The organism is Aeromonas sp. R2-3 (assembly GCF_040908375.1).
Taxonomy (GTDB): Bacteria; Pseudomonadota; Gammaproteobacteria; order Enterobacterales; family Aeromonadaceae; genus Aeromonas; species Aeromonas veronii.
In genome coordinates, this window is sequence record NZ_JBFODP010000004.1 from 1 (window position 1) to 22563 (window position 22563).

Annotated in this window: 19 protein-coding genes and 1 rRNA gene; 12 read left to right on the top strand and 8 right to left on the bottom strand. The window is 56.9% G+C overall.

From position 1 onward, the window contains the following. Positions 1 to 111: 111 nt before the first annotated feature. Both rrf and tcdA read left to right on the top strand, forming a co-directional pair. Positions 112 to 226 (top strand): 5S ribosomal RNA (gene rrf, locus AB5Z02_RS01090). A gap of 194 nt (positions 227 to 420) precedes the next feature. Then, the gene (tcdA, locus tag AB5Z02_RS01095; protein WP_231721666.1) at positions 421 to 1257 is read left to right on the top strand and encodes a tRNA cyclic N6-threonylcarbamoyladenosine(37) synthase TcdA; all 837 of its coding nucleotides are present in this window, start codon (positions 421 to 423) and stop codon (positions 1255 to 1257) included. A gap of 21 nt (positions 1258 to 1278) precedes the next feature. Here tcdA and AB5Z02_RS01100 read toward each other — a convergent pair whose 3' ends face one another. Together AB5Z02_RS01100 and AB5Z02_RS01105 are read right to left on the bottom strand one after the other, a co-directional pair. Beyond that, positions 1279 to 1713 (bottom strand): SufE family protein, encoded by a 435-nt coding sequence (locus AB5Z02_RS01100; protein ID WP_231721667.1) that lies wholly within the window; start codon positions 1711 to 1713, stop codon positions 1279 to 1281. A 13-nt stretch (positions 1714 to 1726) separates the two neighbouring features. Continuing rightward, on the bottom strand, positions 1727 to 2947 hold the full coding sequence (locus tag AB5Z02_RS01105; RefSeq protein ID WP_231721668.1) for a SufS family cysteine desulfurase: 1221 nt from the start codon (positions 2945 to 2947) through the stop codon (positions 1727 to 1729). A gap of 180 nt (positions 2948 to 3127) precedes the next feature. Here AB5Z02_RS01105 and rep point away from each other — a divergent pair, with 180 nt between their 5' ends. Continuing rightward, complete coding sequence (rep, locus tag AB5Z02_RS01110; protein ID WP_368215022.1) at positions 3128 to 5140, top strand: DNA helicase Rep; 2013 nt, start codon at positions 3128 to 3130, stop codon at positions 5138 to 5140. Between the two features lie 2 nt (positions 5141 to 5142). Here the strand turns inward: rep and AB5Z02_RS01115 are convergent, their stop codons facing one another. From AB5Z02_RS01115 to AB5Z02_RS01135, 5 genes are all read right to left on the bottom strand, one after another. Then, positions 5143 to 7419: a putative bifunctional diguanylate cyclase/phosphodiesterase gene (locus AB5Z02_RS01115; protein WP_368215023.1), complete on the bottom strand. Its 2277-nt coding sequence runs from the start codon at positions 7417 to 7419 to the stop codon at positions 5143 to 5145. An 84-nt stretch (positions 7420 to 7503) separates the two neighbouring features. Beyond that, positions 7504 to 7959, bottom strand: a complete 456-nt coding sequence (locus AB5Z02_RS01120; RefSeq protein ID WP_041234042.1) for a cytochrome c5 family protein — start codon at positions 7957 to 7959, stop codon at positions 7504 to 7506. A 197-nt stretch (positions 7960 to 8156) separates the two neighbouring features. Beyond that, positions 8157 to 9185 (bottom strand): L-threonine 3-dehydrogenase, encoded by a 1029-nt coding sequence (gene tdh / locus AB5Z02_RS01125; RefSeq protein ID WP_368215025.1) that lies wholly within the window; start codon positions 9183 to 9185, stop codon positions 8157 to 8159. Positions 9186 to 9240: 55 nt separating this feature from the next. Further along, a complete protein-coding gene (locus tag AB5Z02_RS01130; protein ID WP_265776511.1) occupies positions 9241 to 10431 on the bottom strand; it encodes a glycine C-acetyltransferase in 1191 nt (396 codons plus the stop codon). 115 nt (positions 10432 to 10546) lie between these two features. Further along, on the bottom strand, positions 10547 to 11191 hold the full coding sequence (locus tag AB5Z02_RS01135) for a TetR/AcrR family transcriptional regulator (protein WP_005340848.1): 645 nt from the start codon (positions 11189 to 11191) through the stop codon (positions 10547 to 10549). Between the two features lie 158 nt (positions 11192 to 11349). On the opposite strand from AB5Z02_RS01135, the gene rfaD reads away from it, so the two are divergent. From rfaD to AB5Z02_RS01160, 5 genes are all read left to right on the top strand, one after another. Then, complete coding sequence (gene rfaD, locus AB5Z02_RS01140) at positions 11350 to 12306, top strand: ADP-glyceromanno-heptose 6-epimerase (protein ID WP_005340846.1); 957 nt, start codon at positions 11350 to 11352, stop codon at positions 12304 to 12306. A 118-nt stretch (positions 12307 to 12424) separates the two neighbouring features. Further along, the gene (locus AB5Z02_RS01145; RefSeq protein WP_368215027.1) at positions 12425 to 14185 is read left to right on the top strand and encodes a polysaccharide deacetylase family protein; all 1761 of its coding nucleotides are present in this window, start codon (positions 12425 to 12427) and stop codon (positions 14183 to 14185) included. Beyond that, the gene (locus tag AB5Z02_RS01150; protein WP_230599610.1) at positions 14169 to 15488 is read left to right on the top strand and encodes an O-antigen ligase; all 1320 of its coding nucleotides are present in this window, start codon (positions 14169 to 14171) and stop codon (positions 15486 to 15488) included. The genes AB5Z02_RS01145 and AB5Z02_RS01150 overlap by 17 nt, the downstream gene beginning before the upstream one ends. Before the next feature lie 52 nt (positions 15489 to 15540). Next, positions 15541 to 16548 (top strand): glycosyltransferase family 4 protein, encoded by a 1008-nt coding sequence (locus tag AB5Z02_RS01155; RefSeq protein ID WP_368215029.1) that lies wholly within the window; start codon positions 15541 to 15543, stop codon positions 16546 to 16548. Between the two features lie 116 nt (positions 16549 to 16664). Then, complete coding sequence (locus AB5Z02_RS01160) at positions 16665 to 17864, top strand: 3-deoxy-D-manno-octulosonic acid transferase (RefSeq protein WP_362787043.1); 1200 nt, start codon at positions 16665 to 16667, stop codon at positions 17862 to 17864. Positions 17865 to 17907: 43 nt separating this feature from the next. Here the strand turns inward: AB5Z02_RS01160 and AB5Z02_RS01165 are convergent, their stop codons facing one another. Beyond that, entirely contained in the window at positions 17908 to 18447 is a 540-nt protein-coding gene (locus tag AB5Z02_RS01165) for a hypothetical protein (protein WP_362785719.1), read from the bottom strand. Between the two features lie 299 nt (positions 18448 to 18746). On the opposite strand from AB5Z02_RS01165, the gene AB5Z02_RS01170 reads away from it, so the two are divergent. Genes AB5Z02_RS01170 through AB5Z02_RS01185 form a run of 4 tightly spaced genes read left to right on the top strand, consistent with a single transcriptional unit; the run spans position 18747 to position 22209 of the window. Next, the gene (locus AB5Z02_RS01170) at positions 18747 to 19463 is read left to right on the top strand and encodes a transporter substrate-binding domain-containing protein (protein ID WP_362785716.1); all 717 of its coding nucleotides are present in this window, start codon (positions 18747 to 18749) and stop codon (positions 19461 to 19463) included. 60 nt (positions 19464 to 19523) lie between these two features. Beyond that, positions 19524 to 20345, top strand: coding sequence for an AraC family transcriptional regulator (locus tag AB5Z02_RS01175; RefSeq protein ID WP_005357044.1), 822 nt, complete (start codon positions 19524 to 19526; stop codon positions 20343 to 20345). Positions 20346 to 20385: 40 nt separating this feature from the next. Beyond that, entirely contained in the window at positions 20386 to 21021 is a 636-nt protein-coding gene (locus AB5Z02_RS01180) for a LysE family translocator (RefSeq protein ID WP_058059345.1), read from the top strand. A gap of 57 nt (positions 21022 to 21078) precedes the next feature. Continuing rightward, the gene (locus tag AB5Z02_RS01185; RefSeq protein ID WP_362785713.1) at positions 21079 to 22209 is read left to right on the top strand and encodes a PotD/PotF family extracellular solute-binding protein; all 1131 of its coding nucleotides are present in this window, start codon (positions 21079 to 21081) and stop codon (positions 22207 to 22209) included. Positions 22210 to 22563: the final 354 nt, after the last annotated feature.

The following is a 22563-nucleotide window of genomic DNA, read 5'->3' on the forward strand; positions in this document are numbered from 1 at the left end:
AAGTGTTCTAAGGCTTGTAACAGATACCAAGCGAACTACTCAAATTCAGTGATAGTGACAAGCCAAGCGCAACATCACTACTCACGTCAGCTTTCTAGATTAAAGAATTTGCCTGGCGGCAATAGCGCCGTGGAACCACCTGATCCCATGCCGAACTCAGAAGTGAAACGCGGTAGCGCCGATGGTAGTGTGGCATTCGCCATGCGAGAGTAGGACACTGCCAGGCACCCAATACAAGAAACCCCGCTCATCGAGCGGGGTTTTTTATTGGCTGCCATTCAGAAAGTCGGCTGATAATTGACCTTTTATTCTCTCTTCCCTGCCGTTTTCTCTGTTTTTCCTCCCCGATTTTCTCCGGTTATGCCATCGCCGCTGGCGGTGGTTGTCGCTATAATGGCCGCCCTCAAGCAAGGTGGTGGTATGAAAGCAGAATATCTACAGCGATTCGGGGGTATTGCCCGTCTTTATGGTCAGAGCGCGCTGCGTTCCTTTAGCCAGGCCAAGGTCTGTGTGGTGGGGATCGGCGGTGTGGGCTCCTGGGCAGCCGAGGCGCTGGCCCGTGCCGGTATCAACCAGATCACCCTGATCGACATGGACGATATCTGTATCACCAACACCAATCGCCAGATCCACGCTATGCAGGGGACGGTTGGTCGCCTCAAGACCGAGGTTATGGCCGAGCGCATTCGCGCTATCAATCCGGATTGCGACGTGATCGAGGTAGACGATTTCGTCACCGCCGACAATCTGGCCGAGCATATCAAGCGGGAGTTTGACTATGTGGTGGACGCCATCGACTCGGTCAAGGCCAAGGTGGCGCTGATTGCCTTCTGCAAGCGCAACAAAATCCCGGTGATTGTGGCGGGAGGTGCTGGCGGGCAGATGGATCCGACCCAGATCACTGTGGCGGATCTGGCCAAGACTATTCAAGACCCGTTGGCGGCCAAGGTGCGCTCCGACCTGCGCCGGTTGCACAACTTCAGCAAGAATCCGGCGCGCAAATTCGGGGTGGAGTGTGTCTTCTCAACCGAGCAGTTGAGTTATCCGGATGGCAATGGCGGTACCTGTCAGGCCAAGGCGGCCAGCGATGGCACCATGAAGATGGATTGCGCCTCCGGCTTTGGCGCTGTGACGCCGGTGACGGCAACCTTCGGGCTGGTTGCCACGTCCCGGGTATTGAAGAAAATTGCCGAGCGGGGTGCCCGCGCCGAGAAAGATGCCGGGAATGAAGAAGTAGGGTCGATTAGCGAAGCCTAATCGACCTCTGCACAAAGCGGATTAGACTGCCTGCTCCCGGATCGCCAGCACGATCGCTCTGAGCCCGTTACCTCGTGACGGGCTCAAGTGTTTCTCAAGCCCCAGTTCGCTGAAATACCCTTCCATATCAAAAGCCTGGATCGCCGTAGACGATTGGTGGTTGAGTGCCGCCAGCACGATGACGATAAGGCCACGCACGATGCGGGCATCGGAATCACAGGCAAAGTGCCAGCAGCCATCCTCGCTTTGTTCTCCCTTCAACCAGGCCTGGCTTTCACACCCCTTGAGGCGGAATTCTTCCTGCTGCCATTCGCTGGGTAGCACCGGCAACTGCTTGCCGAGCTGGATGATGAGCCGGTACTGGTTCTCCCAGCCGTGAGCGGCAGCAAACTGCTGGCGTATGCTGTCGGTGTTGGGCTCAAGGCCAATCTGGGTATAGCTTGCAAGGTCACTCATTCGGTTGTCTGCCTTAGAAGAAGTCACTGAGTTTATGCAGGGCGGCCAGCAGGGCGTCGACATCATCCCGATTGTTGTAGCAGGCCAGCGAAGCACGCATCGTGCCACCGATCCCGAGCGATTCCATCAGCGGCATGGCACAGTGATGGCCGACTCGCAGGGCGATACCCTGCATGTCGAGCAGGGTGGCGGCATCCTGCGGGTGGATATCCTCGAGCAAGAAAGAGACCGCACCGGCGCGTTGGCCAGGTTCGCCGACCAGACGCAGCCCCGGCACCTGTTGCAGGCCAGCGACCAGATAGTCGGTCAGTGTCTGCTCATGGCTGGCGAGCCATTGCCGATCTTGCGCCATCACAAAGTCGATGGCGGCGGCGAGGCCGATTGCGCCAGCGATATGGGGGGTGCCCGCCTCGAATTTGAAGGGCAGGCTATTGAAGGTGGTGCCGCTGAAACTGACCCGGTCGATCATTTCACCACCTGCTTGCCAGGGCGGCATCCGCTCCAACAGCTCGGTGCGGCCCCATAACACGCCGATGCCGGTCGGGCCATAGAGTTTATGACCGGAGAAGGCGTAGAAGTCGCAACCGATGGCTTGCACATCCACCTCGAGATGAGCCACCGCCTGGGCGCCGTCGATCAGCGTCACGGCGCCAACCGCTTTGGCGGCAGCCACCATCCGGGTGACCGGATTGACAGTACCGAGGGCATTCGAGACGTGGGCCATGCTGACCAGTCGGGTGCGTGGCCCCAGCATGGCGTGATAGGCGGCCAGATCAAGATTGCCCCGCTCATCAAGGGGGATAACCCGGATGACTGCGCCGGTGCGCTGGGCGACCAGTTGCCACGGGACAATATTGGCGTGGTGTTCCAGCGTGCTGAGGATGATTTCATCCCCCGCCTTGAGCTCGCTCATCCCCCAGCTCTGGGCCACCAGATTGATCGCCTCTGTGGTGCCGCGGGTCCAGATCACCTCGCGAGAGTGAGGCGCATTGATAAAGCGGGCGACCGTTTCGCGGGCATCTTCGAAGGCGCGGGTCGCGCGGCCACTCAGGGCGTGGGCGGCACGGTGCACGTTGGCGTTGTCGACCCGATAGTAGTGAGCGATGGCATCCAGTACCGCTTGTGGTTTCTGGGTGGTGGCGGCGTTGTCCAGATAGACCAGAGGGTGGCCGTTTACCTCCTGCGCCAAGGCCGGAAACTGGCTGCGCAGTTGGTTGTGCTGTTGCTGATTCATGCTCCCCTCACTATCTGGAAAAAGTCATCATTTCGAAGGTCGGCCATGATCCTGAAAATAGCGCCCGAACACAAGGCGCGATAAGCCGGAATGGCGGTTGCATGCCTTGCATCAGGTACGGCTCATCGGGTGATTTCTGGTACAATGCCGCCCCTCATCATAAGCCAAGAGATCCGGCCCATGAAGCTCAACCCCAATCAGAACGAAGCGGTCAAGTATGTTTCCGGCCCTTGCCTGGTGCTGGCGGGTGCCGGGTCGGGCAAGACCCGTGTCATAACCAACAAGATTGCCTATCTGGTGCAGCAGTGCGGCTACAGTGCGCGCAACATAGCTGCGGTCACCTTTACCAACAAGGCGGCGCGGGAGATGAAGGAGCGGGTCGGCCAGACTTTGGGGCGCAAGGAGGCGCGGGGGCTGATGGTCTCCACCTTCCATACTCTGGGGCTCGAGATCATCCGCCGGGAGCACAAGAGCCTGAATCTCAAGGCCAACTTCTCCCTGTTCGACGATACCGATCAGCTGGCTCTGCTGAAAGAATTGACTGAAGACGAGCTCGACAACGACAAGGACAAGCTCTCGGCCCTTATCAGCCAAATCTCCAACTGGAAGAACGACCTTATCCTGCCAGCCCGCGCCATGCGCATCGCCCGTGGGCCGGAAGAGGTGCTGATGGCTCAGCTCTACGAGCGCTATCACCGGCAGATGGTGGCCTATAACGCGCTGGATTTTGACGACCTCATCGTGATGCCGACCCTGCTGCTCAAGAGCAATCAGGAGGTGCGTGAGCGCTGGCAGAACAAGATCCGCTATCTGCTGGTCGATGAGTACCAAGACACCAATACCAGCCAGTACGAGCTGGTGAAGCAGATCGTCGGCGAGCGGGCACGTTTTACCGTGGTAGGGGATGATGACCAGTCCATCTACTCCTGGCGCGGTGCCAAGCCGCAGAATCTGGTGCTGCTGAGTGAAGATTTCCCCAGCCTCAAGCTGATCAAGCTGGAGCAGAACTACCGCTCCAAGCGGCGGATCCTCAAGTGCGCCAACATCCTGATCGCCAACAACCCGCACGTCTATGACAAGGCGCTCTTCTCCGAATTGGATGAGGGGGTGAAGCTCAAGGTGTTGCTCGCCAAGAACGAGGAGCACGAGGCGGAGCGGATCGCCGCCGAGATGATGGGCCACAAGTTTATGAACCGCACCCGGTTCAAGGATTACGCCATCCTCTATCGGGGTAACCATCAGTCGCGCATCTTCGAGAAGGCGCTGATGACCAACCGGATTCCTTACCGTATCTCCGGCGGCACCTCGTTCTTCTCCCGCACCGAGATCAAGGACATCATGGCCTACCTCAAGCTGCTGGTGAATCCGGATGAGGACACCGCCTTCCTGAGGGTGGTCAACCTGCCGCGCCGCGAGATCGGTCCCACCACGCTGGAGAAGCTGGGCCAATACGCCAACCAGCGCGGCAAAAGTCTGTTTGCTGCCAGCTTCGAGCTGGGGCTGGAACAGCATCTCTCCGGGCGCGGACTCGTGGCCCTGCAGGCCTTCACCAACTGGCTGGTGCGCCTTGGCGATCAAGCGCTGCGTGGCAATCCGGTGGAAGCGGTGCGGGACATGATCAAGGAGATCCACTACGAAGAGTGGCTCTACGAGACCTCGCCCAGTCCGAAAGCGGCCGAGATGCGGATGCAGAACGTCTCCACCCTCTATCGCTGGATCACCGAGATGCTGGAAGGGGATGAGCTGGAGGAGTCGATGACGCTGGCTCAGGTGGTCACTCGCCTCACCCTGCGCGACATGATGGAGCGCAACGAAGGGGAGGATGATGCGGATCAGGTGCAGTTGATGACGCTGCATGCCTCAAAGGGGCTGGAGTTCCCCTATGTCTACATGGTGGGGATGGAGGAAGGCTTGCTGCCTCACCAGACCAGCATCGATGAAGATAATGTGGAGGAAGAGCGACGTCTCGCCTACGTGGGGATCACCCGGGCTCAGACCGAACTGACCTTCACCCTCTGCAAGGAGCGGCGTCAGTTTGGCGAGTCGGTACGTCCGGAGCCGAGCCGCTTCCTGCTGGAGCTGCCGCAGGATGACCTTGAATGGGAAAACCAGAAGAAGGTGACTGCCGAGGAGCGCCAGCAGAAGGGGCAGGTCGGTGTTGCCAACCTGCGGGCGTTGTTCAAGAAGGATTAACCCTAAGGATTGGCCGGGGTCAGTAGCGGCACTATGTCTGCTCCCGGCATGGGCGGAGAGATATAGCGCCCTTGCCCCATCCGGCAGCCGATATCAATCAGCTTCTGCAATTGCTGCTGGTTCTCGATCCCCTCGACTACCAGGGTGTAATCGAGATCCTGACAGATATCCCGCATGGCGCGGATCAGCGCCAAATCTTTGGGCGATTGCAGCATCCGCTGGGTAAAGCTGTCATCCACCTTGATGTAATCCACCGGGAAGTGGAACAGGGCGTTGAGAGAGGAGAAGCCAGTACCAAAATCATCGAGGCTGATCTGGATACCCTTGGCCCTCAGGTCATGCAGGGATGCCAGTGCATCGGAATCTTGTCGCGACAGCTCCCGCTCGTTGAATTCAAAAATCAGATAGCCGGGGGCGACCCCTTCCTCTTCGATAATTCCCATCAGCCGCATGATGTGGTCATGGTTGACCAGATGCTTGCCCGACAGATTGATGGCGACCTTGAACTTGCCCTGCCCGGAGATTGGCAGCCAGTTCTTCAGCTGTTGGCAGGTGTGACGCAGGATCTGGTAATCCAGCTCCAGTATCAGACCGCACTGCTCTGCCAGCGGAATAAAGTCGAACGCATCCTTCAGAATCCCCTCCTCGGTCAGCCAGCGCGCCATCACCTCCAGTCCGGTCAGGCGGCTATCCTGCAGCCGGATCACCGGCTGGAAGTAGGGGACGATACGCCCCTCCCGCAGGGCTCTGGCCAGCATCTCTTCCGGCGAATTCCAGTTCTGGTTGATGCAATCATCCGAGTAGCTGACGATGCGACTGCGACCATTGCGCTTGGCCTGATACATGGCCAGATCGGCCTGATGGAGCAGCTGGCTGATATCTGAGGTTTGCTCGGAGACGCTCGATACCCCAAGGCTGACGGTAATGCTCAACTCGTTGCCGAGTAGCCGGAACGGGTAGGAGAGACGGCTGATAATGCGGTTGAGCACCGGGCTGATGTCATCGTCGCTCTTGCTGCTGTCCAGATAGATGACAAACTCGTCGCCCCCCAGTCTGGCCACCAGATCGTTTTGCCGGATGCAGGTCTGCAGGCGTCGGCTCACCTCCTTGAGCAGCTGATCGCCAGCACTGTGGCCCAGGGTGTCATTGATCTGCTTGAAATGATCCACATCGATAAAAATCACCGCGAATCCCGGTGACTTGTAGCGGTTGTAGTGGGTCATGGCGTGGTTGAGGTGGTTCATCAACAGTGCGCGGTTGGGCAGCTGGGTCAGCGGGTCGTGAAGCGCATCGAATTGCAGCCGCCGTTCCAGCTCCTGATGCTGCTTGAGCTGCTTTTGCAGCCTGAGGTTGGTCTGACGCAGCTGTTGCAGCCGCTGGTTGATGGAGTCTTCGGTATTGATGTCGTTGAGCTGCTGGCGGATCCGTCTCAGCTCCAGCAGCAGGGTGAGCTGGCCACGCAGAAAGTCGAGAAACAGCTTGTCGTCGGTCTCCAGCGGTTGAGCCGTGCTGATGATGAAGTGGGCGAAGTACTGTTGTTGCAGCCGCAGCGGCATGCTGTGCCAGTAGCGGGACTCCCTGCTCACCTCGATATTGCTGGTGCTGTGGCACAAGCCGCTGATGAACTCGTCTCCCTGATGGGGATGGGCAGGGTAGATCTTTTCCAGCTTCTGACTGGTTAACCTGACCAGCAGCATGTCCTCGATGGTGAGCATCTGGCGCAGTACCGCTTCCAGTTGGGAGAAGAGCGCCTGAGCCGGCAGGGTATTGGCGAGCCGCATGATGCGGCTGATGCTCTCGATTTTCTTTTTCCAGTTCGGGTCTTTGCGAATCAGCGGCGAAGGCAGCTCGGTGAGATGGGATCCCGCCTGGGTTTCGGTCAGCCGCTTGGCCAGACACTCCAGCAGCAGGCGCAGGGTCGGCAGGCCGGCGGGGGTGCCGCGCGCCAGCAACCACTGTATCTGGCCATGCTCGATGGGGAAGACGCACCACCCTTCGGCCTCATCCAGCTGGGTGAGCTGATCGGTGATGCGGGACTGCTCACGGCCCAGCTGTTGCTTGAAGATGTCGCTGACCTTGTAGGCGTAAAGCCAGTTCAGACCGGTATCGGAGAGGCCCAGCATGCCGAAATGTTGCAGCGGGCAGAGTTGGTCAATCTGCTGGATCAGGGCATCGTAATCGTCAGATGTGGCGGTTTGTGGCGCCGGGAAGTCCATAATGGCAGAGACCAACGCCAACAGAGGAGTTGAGTAGTGGGGTTCGATGGATTGGGCCGACATGTGCAACTCCCGATATGTCTACCTTACAAGAGTAGTCGGAAGCCGATAGATTGAAAGGGCCGCAATTGCGGCCCTTTCAAATACTTACAGCTTGTCGATCATGTAGTGGATGGCGTTTTCAATCTCTTCATCACTACAGTTTGCACAAGTGCCGCGCGGAGGCATCATGCCGGACTTGCCGGTAAAGCCTTCAATGGCATGTTTCTTGAGAGTATCAATGCCCTGGGCGATGCGAGGATCCCAGGCTGCCTTGTCACCCCGTTTGGGGGCACCAGCGGCGCCGGTGTCGTGACAGGCAAAGCAGGCGCCCTTGTATACCGTTTCGCCATCGCGGGGACCGGAAGAGGCGGCCGCAGTCGGTGCAGCACTCGCGCCGGCAATACCTTCCAGATCCTTGGCGGTATAGACCTGACCGATTGGTTTGATCCGCTCGGCAATGGCTTCCGGTGACATTTCATCGGCAGCAAGCACTGCCCCAGACAAGCTGGCGGCCGTCATCCCGACAGCCAGCAAATAGCTCAGTTTTTTCAACACGCTCATATACTCCCAGCAGTCTTTTATTATCCATGTAAACGACGGGATTATAACCGAATAGTTACAGCCATTTAAACGCTTGTGTGTGAAGTGTTAAACACTCTGCGTACAAAGTTTTGGCCGATATCACGGCAATTTGGGTGGTGGAGATAAAAAGAAACCCGGCATTCGCCGGGTTTCGAGTAACCAAGGGGTGAAATGGGTTATTTATCCCAGCTCAGGATCACCTTGCCGGAGTGGCCGGAGCGCATCGCATCGAACCCTTGCTGGAATTCGTCGATGTGGAATCTGTGGGTGATGATGGGGGAGAGATCCAGCCCGGACTGGATCAGGCTGGCCATTTTGTACCAGGTCTCGAACATCTCGCGGCCATAGATCCCTTTGATAAACAGCCCCTTGAAGATCACCTTGTTCCAGTCGATGGCCATGGTGGAGGGGGGAATGCCGAGCATGGCGATCTTGCCGCCGTGGTTCATCTTGTCGAGCATCTCCTGGAAGGCGCTCGGGACGCCGGACATCTCCAGCCCCACATCGAACCCTTCGGTCATGCCCAGCTCGCTCATCACGTCGGCCAGCTTCTCCTTGGCCACGTTGACCGCGCGGGTGGCGCCCATCTTGCGGGCCAGCTCCAGCCGGTATTCGTTGACGTCGGTGATCACCACGTGGCGCGCACCCACATGGCGGCAGACGGCGGCGGCCATGATGCCGATGGGGCCTGCCCCGGTGATGAGCACATCTTCACCCACCAGATCGAAGGAGAGGGCGGTGTGCACCGCATTGCCGAACGGGTCGAAGATGGCGGCCAGCTCGTCCGGGATGTTGTCCGGCAGCTTGAAGGCGTTGAATGCGGGGATCACCAGATACTCGGCAAAGGCGCCCGGGCGGTTGACGCCAACACCAATGGTGTTGCGGCAGAGGTGAGTGCGGCCAGCGCGGCAGTTACGGCAGTGACCGCAGGTGATGTGCCCTTCACCGGAGACCCGATCGCCGATGGTGAAGCCGCGCACCTCCTGACCGATGGCGACCACTTCCCCAACATATTCATGGCCGACCACCATGGGTACCGGAATGGTCTTCTGGGACCACTCGTCCCAGTTGTAGATGTGGATATCGGTGCCGCAGATGGCGGTTTTGCGGATCTTGATCAGCAGGTCGTTGTGGCCGAGCTCGGGGGCCGGTACATCCGTCATCCAGATGCCGACCTCTTTGTGCAGTTTGGAGAGTGCTTTCATGGCTGTTCCTTCAATATGAATGCAGAAAAAAGGGGCTGCTGCCCCTTGATTCAAATCAGATAACGCCGAGTTCACGGCCGATGCGGATAAAGGCGTTGATCGCCTTGTCCAGCTGCTCGCGGGTGTGAGCGGCAGACATCTGGGTGCGAATGCGCGCCTGGCCCTTGGGCACGACCGGGAAGGAGAAGCCCACCACATAGATGCCGGCTGCCAGCATGCGGCTCGCCATTTCGGAGGCTAGCTTGGCATCCCCCAGCATCACCGGAATGATGGCGTGGTCGGCGCCAGCCAGAGTGAAGCCGGCGGCGCTCATCCGCTCGCGGAAGTAACGGCTGTTCTCTTTCAGACGTGCGCGCAGGTCGTGACCTTCCGCCAGCATGTCGATCACCTTGATAGTGGCGGCAACGATGGAGGGGGCCAGCGAGTTGGAGAAGAGGTACGGGCGGGAGCGCTGACGCAGCCAGTCGATCACCTCTTTCTTGCCGGAGGTATAGCCGCCGGATGCGCCGCCGAGCGCCTTGCCCAGGGTGCCGGTGATGATGTCGACCCGATCCATCACGCCGCAATATTCGTGGGTGCCACGACCATTCTCGCCGATAAAGCCGACGGCATGGGAGTCATCCACCATCACCAGCGCATCGTATTTGTCCGCCAGATCGCAGATGGATTTGAGGTCGGCGATGACCCCATCCATGGAGAAGACGCCGTCGGTGGCGATCAGCTTGAAGCGGGCGCCATCGGCGTCAGCCTGCTTGAGCTGGGCTTCCAGCTCGGCCATGTCGTTGTTGGCGTAGCGATAGCGCTTGGCCTTGCACAGCCGCACGCCGTCGATGATGGAGGCGTGGTTGAGGGCATCGGAGATGATGGCATCTTCGGCGCCGAACAGGGTCTCGAACAGGCCGCCGTTGGCATCGAAACAGGAGGAGTAGAGGATGGTGTCTTCGGTGCCGAGGAAGGCAGACATCTTCTGCTCCAGCGCTTTGTGCTGATCCTGGGTGCCGCAGATGAAGCGTACCGAGGCCATGCCGAAGCCGTGGCTGTCGAGTCCCTGATGGGCGGCGGCGATCAGATCCGGGTGGTTGGCCAGCCCAAGATAGTTGTTGGCACAGAAGTTCAGCACCTGCTCACCGCCGACGGCGATGCTGGCCTGCTGGGCGGAGGTGATGATGCGCTCCTGCTTGTACAACCCTTCAGCTTGCACCTGGTTCAGTTGCTCGGTCAGGTGACGATAGAATCCGTTAGACATCCTCGATCCTTAGTGGCTATTTCAGCTGCGTATCAACAGAGGGCGACATTTTACTGCAATCTGTTGCGGTAAATTCAAATGATTGTGCTGATATTCAACAAATGTGAAACAGATCTCACCCAGCTGGTTGGGCCAGCTGACGGTAGTGCTGTTCCAGCTGCTGGATCTGTCCGGCCACCTGGGGTTGCACATAGGGGCGCAGCAGGAACAGCACCTTCAACACGCCCTGATAGAGCAGCGGTTTGGTGATGCGGGTGTTGGGGGCCTGGGCAATCTGGAAGGGGATCCAGCAGGTCACCACCATCTTGATGGTCTGGCCCAGATCCGGCAGGTCTTCATCGCTGACATCGATGATGCCGCCTTCGCGCAGGCTTCTGAGCAGGGCGACCACGGAGGAGCGCATCTGCTCTTGGGCCTTGAGGTACTTCTGTTGCAGTGGTTCGTCGCGGCTCAGGATGTCCGGCAGATTGGCGTAGAAGAAGCGGAACTGCCACATCAGATAGAAGATGGCATCGAGATAGCCCATCAGATCCTGCAGGGTGATTTCACGGTTGCGGGTCGGCACGAAGCTCTCGCTCAGGTGACGGGCATACTGGTCGAAGATGGAGTGGATGATGTCTTCTTTATTGCGGAAGTGGTAGTAGAGGTTGCCCGGGCTGATGCCCATATGCGCCGCAATGTGGTTGGTGGTGATGTTGCGTTCACCCTGATCGTTGAACAGCTCGGTCGCGCTGTGAATGATCCTGTCTCTGGTTTTCATCACTCATTCCTCCAACAGGTTCCGCTCGGGGTAGTTTTGAACAAGGTCGAATCCCCGGACGGCCCGTGATAAACTTTTCGGCAATTTCAAATTGGCTCACTATACACAGCTTTAACAAGCAGTCACATGTAGCCATCAACGTACGAGAGGCAAACTCCATGATCGTAGTAACTGGCGGTGCTGGCTTTATCGGCAGCAATCTGGTCAAGCAGCTGAACGCTCAAGGACGGACCGATATCGTGGTCATTGATGACCTGACCGACGGCACCAAGTTCGTCAACCTGGTCGATCTGACCATCGCTGACTACATGGACAAAGACGAGTTTCAGGCTCGGATCGTCTCCGGTGACGAGTTTGAAGAGTGGGACAACGGCATCGAGGTGATCTTCCACGAAGGTGCCTGCTCTGCTACCACCGAGTGGAATGGCAAGTTCATCATGGAGGTCAACTACGAGTACTCCAAGGATCTGTTCCACTACTGCATCGAGCGTGAAATCCCGTTCATTTACGCCTCTTCTGCCGCGACCTACGGTGGCCGCAACGACAACTTCATCGAAGATCCCAAGTTCGAACAGCCGCTCAACGTCTACGGCTACTCCAAGCAGCTGTTTGACCAGTACGTGCGCCGCTGGATGCCGGAGATCAACTCTCAGGTTGTCGGCCTCAAGTACTTCAACGTCTACGGCCCGCGCGAGCAGCATAAAGGCTCCATGGCCTCCGTTGCCTTCCACCTCAATACCCAGGTGAAGAAGGGCGAGAATCCCAAGCTGTTCGAAGGTTGCGATGGCTTCCCGAACGGTGGTCAGATGCGTGACTTCATCTATATCGACGACGTCTGCAAGGTAAACCTCTGGTTCTGGCAGAACCCGCAGCACTCCGGCATCTTCAACTGTGGTACCGGCCGTGCCGAGCCGTTCCAGAACGTGGCCGAAGCGGTGATCAAGCATCATCAGAAGGGTGCCATCGAGTACATTCCCTTCCCGGATCACCTCAAGGGCCGCTACCAGAGCTTCACCCAGGCTGACATGACCAAGCTGCGCAGTGTCGGTTATGACGCCGAGTTCAAAACCGTTGCCGAAGGGGTAGCGGATTACATGGCCTGGCTCAACCGCTAACGGGTGAGCACAACGCGGCAGTTTGAGCGCAAAACCGGAAGTGGGCACTCGCCTGCTTCCGGTTTCTGGTCTCTGTGGCTGCTTGCCGTTCCTCTCTTCTCTACCGGGTAACCGCGCGATGAATATATTGATGGCACTCTCCCAGCTCGAGGTAACGGGAGCTGAGGTCTATGCCACCACGGTCGGTAACGAACTGACCCGGCGTGGTCACAACGTCTTTTATGTGTCAGATACCCTGACCAAGCCGACCCTTGGCCCCGTCTTCAAGCTTCGATTCAACAAGCGCAGCATCTTGCGCCGTTTCTGGCACGTCTTTTACCTTATCTATCTCATCAAAAAGCACCATATCCAGTTGGTGCATGCTCACTCCCGCGCCTCCGGCTGGAGCAGCTATGTGGCTTGCAAGCTGACTGGCACCCCGATGATCACCACGGTGCATGGTCGCCAGCCGGTGCACGCTTCGCGCAAGGCGTTCCATGCACTCGGCTATCGGGCGGTTGCCGTTTGTGAAGATATTGCCCATCAGATAGTCGACAATCTGGGAGTGGATCCCGCGATTGTGCAGGTGCTGCGCAACGGTATCGAAACCGACAAATTCCAGCCTGTGCCTGCGCCGGATAATCCAAAGCTGGTGATTGCCATCATTGGCCGTTTGAGCGGCCCCAAAGGGGAGCTCTGTTACCGTCTGCTCGACGAGGTACTCGATCTGGATGCCTGCAAGGTGCGGATTGTCAGCGGTACCAAGGTTCCGGAGCGCTTTGCCCGTTTCGAAGGCCGTGCCGAGTTTGTTGGGTACGTCGATGATGTTCCCGCTCTGCTGGCTGGCAGCGATTTGGTGATAGGTGCCGGTCGGGTGGCGATGGAAGCACTGCTCTGTGGTCGGCCCGCCTTTGCCATTGGTGAAGCCAGGGCCATTGGTCTGGTGACCGAACAGAATCTGGACGAGGCGCTGGCGAGTAATTTTGGCGATATCGGCCCCAAGGATCTGGCTATCGATTTTGCTGCGCTGAAGGGCGAGATCAAATCCGCTCTGGCCAGCAAGGTGGTGCCGGAAGTCATTCGCCAACGCATTCAGGATGAGTATGGCTTGCAGGGGGTGGTCTCCGGCCTCGAAGCCATCTATCAGGATGCTGTAGTCGAAACCCTGCGCCGCGAGATGCCGGTTATCATGTACCACCGTTTTATCGAGCAGGATAGCGAGAAAGGGGTGCATGGCACCTGGATGCCGATCACCATGTTCGAGAAGCATCTGCGACTGATGAAGTGGCTAGGCTACGAAACCCTGACTTTCCGCGATTTGGCGGACAAAAGCTTTATCCACCGTCTGCAATACGGCAAGAAGTACCTGATGATCACCGCCGATGACGGCTATCAGGACAACCTGACCCGCATGCTGCCGCTGCTGGAAAAATATGGTTATAAAGCCGTGGTGTACGTGGTTACCGGTGAAGGCTATAACCGTTGGGATGTGGAGCATCCGACCAATCCGGACACCAAGGTCTCATTGATGAGTGGTGAGCAGGTCAAGGCGCTGGCCGCCAGCGGTCATGTGGAAATTGGTGGTCATACCCTGACTCACCCCCGCTTGAGCAAGCTCACACCCGAACAACAAGCCCATGAAATTCAGGAGAATAAACGCCAACTGGAGGCCCTGCTTGGCCATCCGCTGCTCTCGTTTGCCTACCCTTACGGAGATATGAACGAGAGTGCCAAGGAGCAGGCTATCGCCGCCGGGTATCGTTTTGCCGTTGCTACCAATAGCGGCCCCAAAGCGATGCACCAGGACCCCTACCAGATCCGCCGGATTGCTATCTTCCCCCGAACCGATGTATTCGGGCTGTGGCGTAAAATCAGGGGGAACTATGTTTTCAGAAAATAATGTTGCCGTGGAAAAACAAATGTCATTAGAAAAAAATCCGACAATCATTGGGAGTCATTTCTTTTTAAACCGAAGAAATATATTTCCACTTCTCGTTCAGCTATCTGCTTTTCTTTTTGGGGCTCTAGCGTTGACAATGCCCAGTGGCTACTCCTACGGCCCAGGATTATTGCTGCTGGCAGGGTTGGGTTTTATTATTTGCAAACGTTCCTCTGCTTTGTCGTTGCCATTTGAATTGAAGATTATTAGTCTGGCGTTTGTTTTTTATTTCGTAGTTATGTCGATATCGGTATGGCTGGATGGAGGCAGGATAAGCGAGATTGATAGGGCTAGCCGAGCATTGATGGCTGCGGCCATGTTGCCTCTACTGGCCCGCGTGCCGGTACGTCTTCCAATGTTGTTATCTGGCATTGGTATTGGTTCTATTTTGGCTTTTGGCATCGCAGTTTATGACAAGTTTGTTTTGGGTTATGAGCGGGCTTTTAGCGATATGATGCCAATCCAGAGTGGCAATATTGCAATGTCATTGGGACTATTTTGCCTCTGCGGTATGTTTTGGGCACAAAAGAAAGAAAGGTTGGCATTCTCGCTCTTTATGTTATTGGGAGCTTGCGGTGGGATGGGGGCGAGTTTCCTTTCAGGTACCCGCGGAGGCTGGGTATTACTCCCTGTGATTTTACTCACCATTGGCATGGTGTTCAAAGAGTACCTCTATAGAAAGGGGTCAATCGCTCTGATTACTTGTATCTTGCTGTGCGGGGGAATTCTAGTTCTTCAGCCACAGAGTGGTGTAGAGGCTCGGATTGAGCAGGCTCAGCACGATATTAGCCAGTATCTTGACAAGACAAATCTCAACACCTCTCTGGGGATCAGACTCCAGCTATGGCAGAGCGCTTGGCAGAGTTTTACCCAAAAGCCGTTGTTTGGTTGGGGAAACCATGGGATTCGAATCTCACAGCAAGAGCAACTTGGGCAAGGTGAGATCAGCCAGTTTATCTACGACTTTAACTACCATGCCCATAACCAGTTTCTTGATGAAATGGCAAAACGTGGCATTATCGGCCTTGTGGCTTTTCTATTAATACTTTTAACCCCGCTCTTCTTGGTAAAAAGGCGTTTACGCGCGCCCCATGATATAGATGTACACTGTGGAGCCGCATTGGTTATTGTAACAGTCTTTAGTTGTATTGATTATTCTCTTAGTCAAGCTTTTCTGGGGCATAATTCAGGTTCAACATTTGTTTTTTCTTCATTGGTCATATTCATGTCGATAGTTTTTGGTGGGCCTAATGGTATCAAATGATTACAAAAATAAAAGCATTGCGATAATCTGTCTCTCCCATTATTGGGGAGGGATGGAGCTTGATGCATTAAAGCTTGCAAAATCTTTTAATATAAAGTGTAAAACAGTGTTGATATGCAAGGATGGCTCTGAGCTACAAAATTATGCAGAAGCTCAAGGCATACCATTTCGTGCAGTGAACTTTAAAACTAAATTAAGCGTTAGCTTGATATGGTCTTTATTAAACATTTTCAAGGAGTTTTATATAAATAATGCCATATTTTTGGGTACATCAGAAATTAAATCAATTTTTTTTGCAAAGATGATATTCAGGGGTAGATTGAAATTAGCAATTCGATATGGGACAACAATGGGGTCTAGTAAAAAAGATCCACTGCATAGACTTTTTTATAGCTGTGTCAACGTGCATGTTGGCATTAGCCAGCATATAGTCGAAAATATAAAGAAAATAATCCCTGTTTCACCATCATCAGTCGTCACTAGAATTTATGCCGGTACGGATTTTCTTGATGTTAAAATGGATGGAGTTGAACGGCAAAAATCAATAATCAATGTATCTCGTGTGGTTGATGGTAAGGGACATAAAGATCTCATTATAGCCACAAAAGATATAAATATAAATGTTTATATTGTGGGTGGAGGGGAGCCTGCGTATATTGATGAATTAAAGTCAGCAATTCCAGCGTCAGATGTGGAAAAATATCACTTCACAGGCTATCTTGAGCCAACCATAGTTAAAAATGAGCTGTGGAAACATGGTTTATTTGTTTTTCCCAGTTATGGTGAGGGGTTGGGAAACGCATTAGTTGAAGCATTGGGTGCAGGTTTGGTATGTATTACTTATGACAATACGGTTTTTAAAGAATTTGTTGAGTTAGGTTTTTATATTCATATTATTCCCAATGGGGATGTAAAAAAATTAAATGAAAAAATTAAAGAAATTCTTGATAACTATGAGTTTGAGTTGAGTAATGCAAGGAAAAATATAGAGTTAGCCAGAGAAGTGTTTTCATTAGAAAGTGAAATTGAAAGCTATTTTCTTGCTATGGGTGTGGCATAGTAATGGACTTTCTCGGAAGAAACAATAACGCATTATTCGCGGCCTGTATATTTGCCGGGCTGCTGCTTTCCTGGCTGTTTTCCGATCACCAACTCCTCACCGGCGACCAGACCCAGATGCTCTACAAGGGTTACCTTGGGGCTTATGAGGGGGTCTGGCTCAGCTATGGCAATGCGGCGAGTGCTGTGGGCAATGTGCCGGGGAGCTTGTCGGCCTGGCTGATTGGCGGGCCGCTGCTGCTGTGGGATTCTCCCTATGCCCCCATGGTGTTGCTACTGGCGATGCGGTTGGTCGGATTCCTGCTGTTTGATGCAGTGATTCGTCAGGTGTTTGATGACAGGGTGCGTCTGCTGTTTCTGGTGCTCTGCTGGCTCAACCCCTGGTTCCAGTACGAGAGTCTGCTCTACAACCCCTCCTATCTGTTCCTCTTCTCGGCCATGCACTGCTGGTCTGCCTGGCATATGCGTGAGCGGGCCTCCTTCTGGCACATGATCGTTCACCTGCTGGCCATCGGCATGGCGATGCAACTGCACTACTCCTGGCCGCTGCTGGCGGTAATGTCCACCTATCTGTTCTGGCGCCGCACTCTCAAGGTGAGCTGGAGCGGGGTGGTGGTGGCTACTCTGCTGATCGGTGCCTCCCTGATCCCTTACGTCATGGAAGTGATGAGCAACAGCCATATCACCCAGAACGTCGATCCCGAGGCGCGCCAGCGCTATATCGGCTGGGGGCTGGTGCATGTCTATCCGGTGTTGAAATCGGTGCTCTACTGGCTGCGTTACGGCTCCTGGCTATTTGCCAGCAAGCTGGTCAACGACACCCAGTTCATCTGGCTGGCTGGGCACGAATACCTGCAGATGGCGGCAGTCTGGCTGTGGCGGGTGGTGATCTACGGGGTAGGCTCGGCGACCGTATTGCTGGCGGCCAAGGCCAACTGGCAGCTGTGGCGCGAACTCAAGCCGCGTCTGCTGCGCAGCGACCGTGCTCCAGTGGATGGTGAAAGCTGGCTCGGTCTCTATGCGCTGGCGGCGGTGCTGGCGGTGCTGGTGAGTGCGGCGCTCTCGCCCATCATTTTCAACTACTGGCACCTGATGCTGATTTTCCCCTACGCCCTGTTCCCGATCCTGCTGTTGCTGGTGCGCTGGAGCCGTCGTTATCCGCAGTGGGTTGGCAAGGGGCTGCTGGCGGCAACTCTGTTCTGCACCGCGGTGAACCTGATCGCGGCGTGCGACAGCACCAAGTTCTCCTATCAGGCGGACTACAAAACCCAGGTGCTGGAGTATCTGCAAGAGATGAAGCTGCAACCCAAGCAGTGAGTCATCCACGCCCAGCTCCCCGATCTCGGGGGGCTGGCTATCACTATTCGAAACGGTCCATATGGGCGAAGTTTTTGGCTTCGGCAACCCAACCCTCACGCCCCTGCTTGTCCCGAATTTTTACCCACCACTGGTTCTGCGGTGACCGGCCGTATCTGATCTCTTTGCGCGCATAGTCATAATCGAGAATGTAGGTTTTGCCCTTGTACCAGAACAGGCTATTGCCTTCGCCCAGTCCGCCGAGGATATAAAGCGTTTCCCCTGCCTTCATATTCAACAGCGGCCCTTTTCCCTCCTCGTTGTAGCCCAGCTTGACCGATCTGAGTATTTCGACGATCCCCGGTTGTTCGGTAATGACGACCCCGGTCAGCCCTTCCACCTGCTGGCCACGGGGTAGCCGGAACAGCGCTTTGGCCGTCAGGGATGGCTCGGCTCTGACGATCACCTCTTGCTTGGTGGTCCACGCCTGATAGGTACAACCTTCAAACGGGCAGCGACCCCAGTCGTAATAGGGCAGACGCGGCTTTTCATCAGAACTTACAGTCGCAGCAAACAACGACAACAACAGCAAAAACAGTCTCATGAATCTACCTGTCCGGCGGGGCGCTCATCCGCCGGTTTGATGAATGGGGCCGCACTATATCTCAAGAGACCAAAATCCATCAAAGCCGCGGAAGTATTGATTTGCACCGCAATAAAACGGGGGCCCATTGGTCATGGGCGTAGGGGGTGCGAGAGGCCGAAGCGCGGCAGGAGCGGATAGCCCGCCCTTTTGCCTTGTGCCATGCTGATGGCTATCAGGGCATCGGGTCGGCACTTATGGGCATCTCTCGTTTGGGCACGCGTTTGGTATTACTGCTATCGGCACTTCTTCTCCCTCTTATGACCATCAGTCAGGCTGTGGCGATCAACGCGCCACTGCGGGGATGCGTCTTCCAGCTGGCGCCGCTGGTCACCATCGATCAGCAGGGCGAGGTCTCCGGGCCGGTGATCGACTACTTTCGCCGTCATATCGAACCCGCGATCGGGCGTACCATCGAGTGGCAGGGGCTCAATGTGGCGCGGCTGCTAAGCAACCTCGAGAGCGGCGAGTGCGATCTGACCCCATTGCTGAGTTACAGTCCCGAGCGTGCTCGTCACTTTCGCTATATCGACCCCCACCTGTTGCTGCTGCGGCCGGTGCTGGTGGTACTGGTACCATCGCGACTTCACGCGGTTGAACGGCAAGAAGATCTCTACGGCACCACCATCGGCTGGTCGAGTCAGGCGATCGTGCCGCCGCTGTTGCAGCATCCGCAGATCCATATCGACACCCTCTCCCAGCTCAGCTGGGAGCATGGCAACATGCAGAAGTTGCTGCGCGGGCGCATCGATGCAGCGCTCTTCTCCAACGATATTTCCGCCAACCATTTTCGTGCCAAGCTCCCTGCGGCGACCCGCCTCATCTACCTGCCGGTCACCCCGCTGCAGGTGCATACCGTGCTGAACAAGTCATTGGGGGATGGCAATCCCGAGCTGGTGCAACAGATGCGTCAGATGGTGGAGCGGGTGCCGCTCGCCTCGCTGGTGGAGCCAACCCCGCGGCTGTGGGGGCGTTGAGAGGGGGTTGCGTGCAATAATCTACAAGTCCAAGGCCCGCTTCTGGTGTATCTATAACCCATGAATACCACCGATTCCCTCATCCGCTACTGGCAATCCCCGCACCTGCCGGGGGTCGAGCTGTCACACTCCCACCACAGGGCGTTCAGCTACGGCCGCCATGTCCATCTCGACTACCATATCGGGCTGGTGCAGCGGGGTGGCCAGAAGTTTATCCACAAGGGAAACAGCCACCATCTGGTGCGCGGGGTGCTCTCTACCGTTAACCCGGATGAGGTGCACGACGGCCTCAGCCTGCTGCCGGAAGGGTATGAGGTACGGGTCTTTGCCATCGATCCGCAGCAGCTGGCGCTCTGGCTGCCGGAGCAGCCGGAACCCTTCTTCGACAAGGGATTGCAGAGCCGCCCCGACCTCTATCAGGGTTTTGCCCAGCTGCACGGCTATCTCGACAACCCCAAGGCCGATGGCCTGCTGATCGAGAGCCAGCTGCTCGCCCTGCTGGGGGAGCTGCTGCATCTGGCCCCCGAGGTACACCAGTTGGCAGATCCCCAACTGCGATTTCTGCGCGATTATTTGATGGCCGCCCTCGACGAGCCCCACTCGCTGGAAGAGCTGGCGGGGCTGCTCGGGCTCGATCGTTTCGCCTTCCTGCGCCAGTTCAAGAAGCGCAGCGGCATGACTCCCTACGCCTGGCTGAAACGGCTGCGGCTGGAGCAGGGCAAGCGGCTGCTGGCGAGCGGCATGGCGGTGAGCGAGGTGGCGCTGGCGGTCGGCTTCTTCGATCAGAGTCACTTCCACCACGGCTTTCGCCAGGCATTCGGTCTGACACCCGCCGAATTTCGTGCCCAGATGCAATCTTTTACAAGCCGCGCCCCCCGCTGATCCGCCATGCTGGCTCTCCGTCGTTAAAGCGAGAGTTGTTATGCTGACCAGTCTGTTCGTTACCCTCGGCCTGATGCACCTGATTGCACTGGCCAGCCCCGGCCCCGATTTCGCCCTGATCCTGCGCACCAGCCTGCACCGGCCGACCGCTCTTGGCGCGGCGCTGGGCATCTCGCTGGCGATCATGGTGCACGCCACCCTGAGTCTGACCGGGATCAGCATGCTGATTGCCAGCCACCCGCTGCTGTTTATGGTGATCAAGTGCTGCGGTGCCCTCTATCTGGGCTGGTTGGGGTGGGGTGCCCTGATGGCGGCTCGCCAGCAGAGCAGTACCGTGATGGCCAGCGCCGCCAACGAGCTGCGCGGCTGGGGCAGGGGCGTGCGCACTGGCCTTGCCACCAACCTGCTTAACCCCAAGGCGCTGGTGTTCTTTATCGGTCTGCTGGCCGCCATGGTGACGCCAGAGGTGGACGGAATGACCCGCAGCCTGCTGGTGGGCGAGCTCTTCATCATCTCCCTCTGCTGGTTCGGGCTGCTGGCGTGGAGCCTCTCCACCGATCGTGCCCAGCGCTTGCTGCTGCGGGTGCAGCGGCCGCTCAATCTGGTGACCGGCGTGCTGTTTGCGGTGGTCAGCCTCTCCATTCTGGCGAGCATGGGGGCCGAGCTGGTGGCCTGACGAGTCGGCGCATGGGCCTATACTCCAACAAGGTTTACCTGTCAGGAGTGCCCGGCCATGCGTCTACTGCCTCTTTGCTGGTTGTTGGGGATGACCCCGGCGCTGGCGGCCCCGGTTCAGCTCAAATTGCTGGAGTGGGGCTATCTGCCTGCGGGTTATGAACAACAGTTTGCCGACTACGCCAAAGCCCATGGGGTGGAGGCGACGGTCAGCCGGATCGAGCCGCTGCTGACCGATTTCGACAGCGTCTACCGTGCCCTGCGCACCCGCAGCGCCGATGTGGTGCTGCCGACCAGCTACTTTTACAAGGCCCATCACCAGCCGCTGTTCAAGCTGCTGCTCCCCATCGATTTCAATCGCCTGCAGCACTACGCCGAGGTGAAGCCCGCCCTCAAGAACACCGAGTATGACAAGCAGGGGGAGCGCAACTACTCGGTGCCCTTCTCCTACGCCATGTTCAGCCTCGCCTATGACAGCAAGCAGGTGCCGCAAGCGCCCACCAGTTGGCAGGTGCTCGCCAACAGCTCGCCGTCGGGTCAGTTTGCCGAGTTCTGCGACCAGTTCGAGCCGCTGCTCTTTTCGGTGCTGCTCTCGCTGGGCAAGTCGCCCGCCCTGTTTGCCAGCGGCGAGATGCTGGCCGACAAGACCTTGCAGCAAGAGGTGGAGCAGCAGCTCTCGCAGCGGCTGCGAGCCAGTCGCGGCTTCTGGTTCAATCAGGCCAACCGCTGTGAGGATCTGCGCCAGCAGACCTTTGCCACCACCTGGGGGCTGGAGCTGGTGGAGTGCAACAAGCAGAACGAGCAGCAGTGGCGGATCGCCATGGTGCAGGAGGGGGCCATCTATGCCCTCGATGCGATCTCCATCGCCCGTCATGTTGGCGATGATCCTGCACGGCTCAAGGCCGCCTACCTGCTGGTGGATTTTCTGCTGAGCGCGCCGCTGCAACGCCAGATGCTGGTGGGCACGCCCACCATTTCGGCCAGCAATATGGCCTCCCGGCCGCCGCTCAGCCCGCAGGAGCAGGCGGTGCTGCCGGATCGCCCGCTGCCGGAGTTTGACGAGCGACTGCTGGTGCCCGCGTTGCCCGCCCATATCAAGAATCGCTACAAACGGATGGTGCAGCAGGCGATCGTCGCCAGCGGCAAAGAGGGGCTGGTCAAGCAGTGCCCCTGGGATCTGGATAACTGATGAATGAGCCTGCCGCTTCTCCGGTGGCAGGCAAGTTTGCGCAAGATGATTGATGATCGGTCATCGCCCGTTCCAGGGCATTCCCCCGTTCAACTCACGCCGCTCGCGGGCTCGCATCGTTTGAAAAAACTGAGCGCTTTCCGCCGCTCCATTTAGCCGGATTAAACAACCGAACCCTCGCCAGACTGCCGCTCATACCCTGGCTGACCCTGTACAAAAGTGCCTCAATTGTGACAACTTGGATGTGAGCTGAACAATCCTGATCTGTCCCTTGTGGGAAGGTGATGAATAGGTTATTTCTCTGTGACATTGGCGGCATCCGGCACGGGTTCTCCAGCCATGTGGTGCGAAATC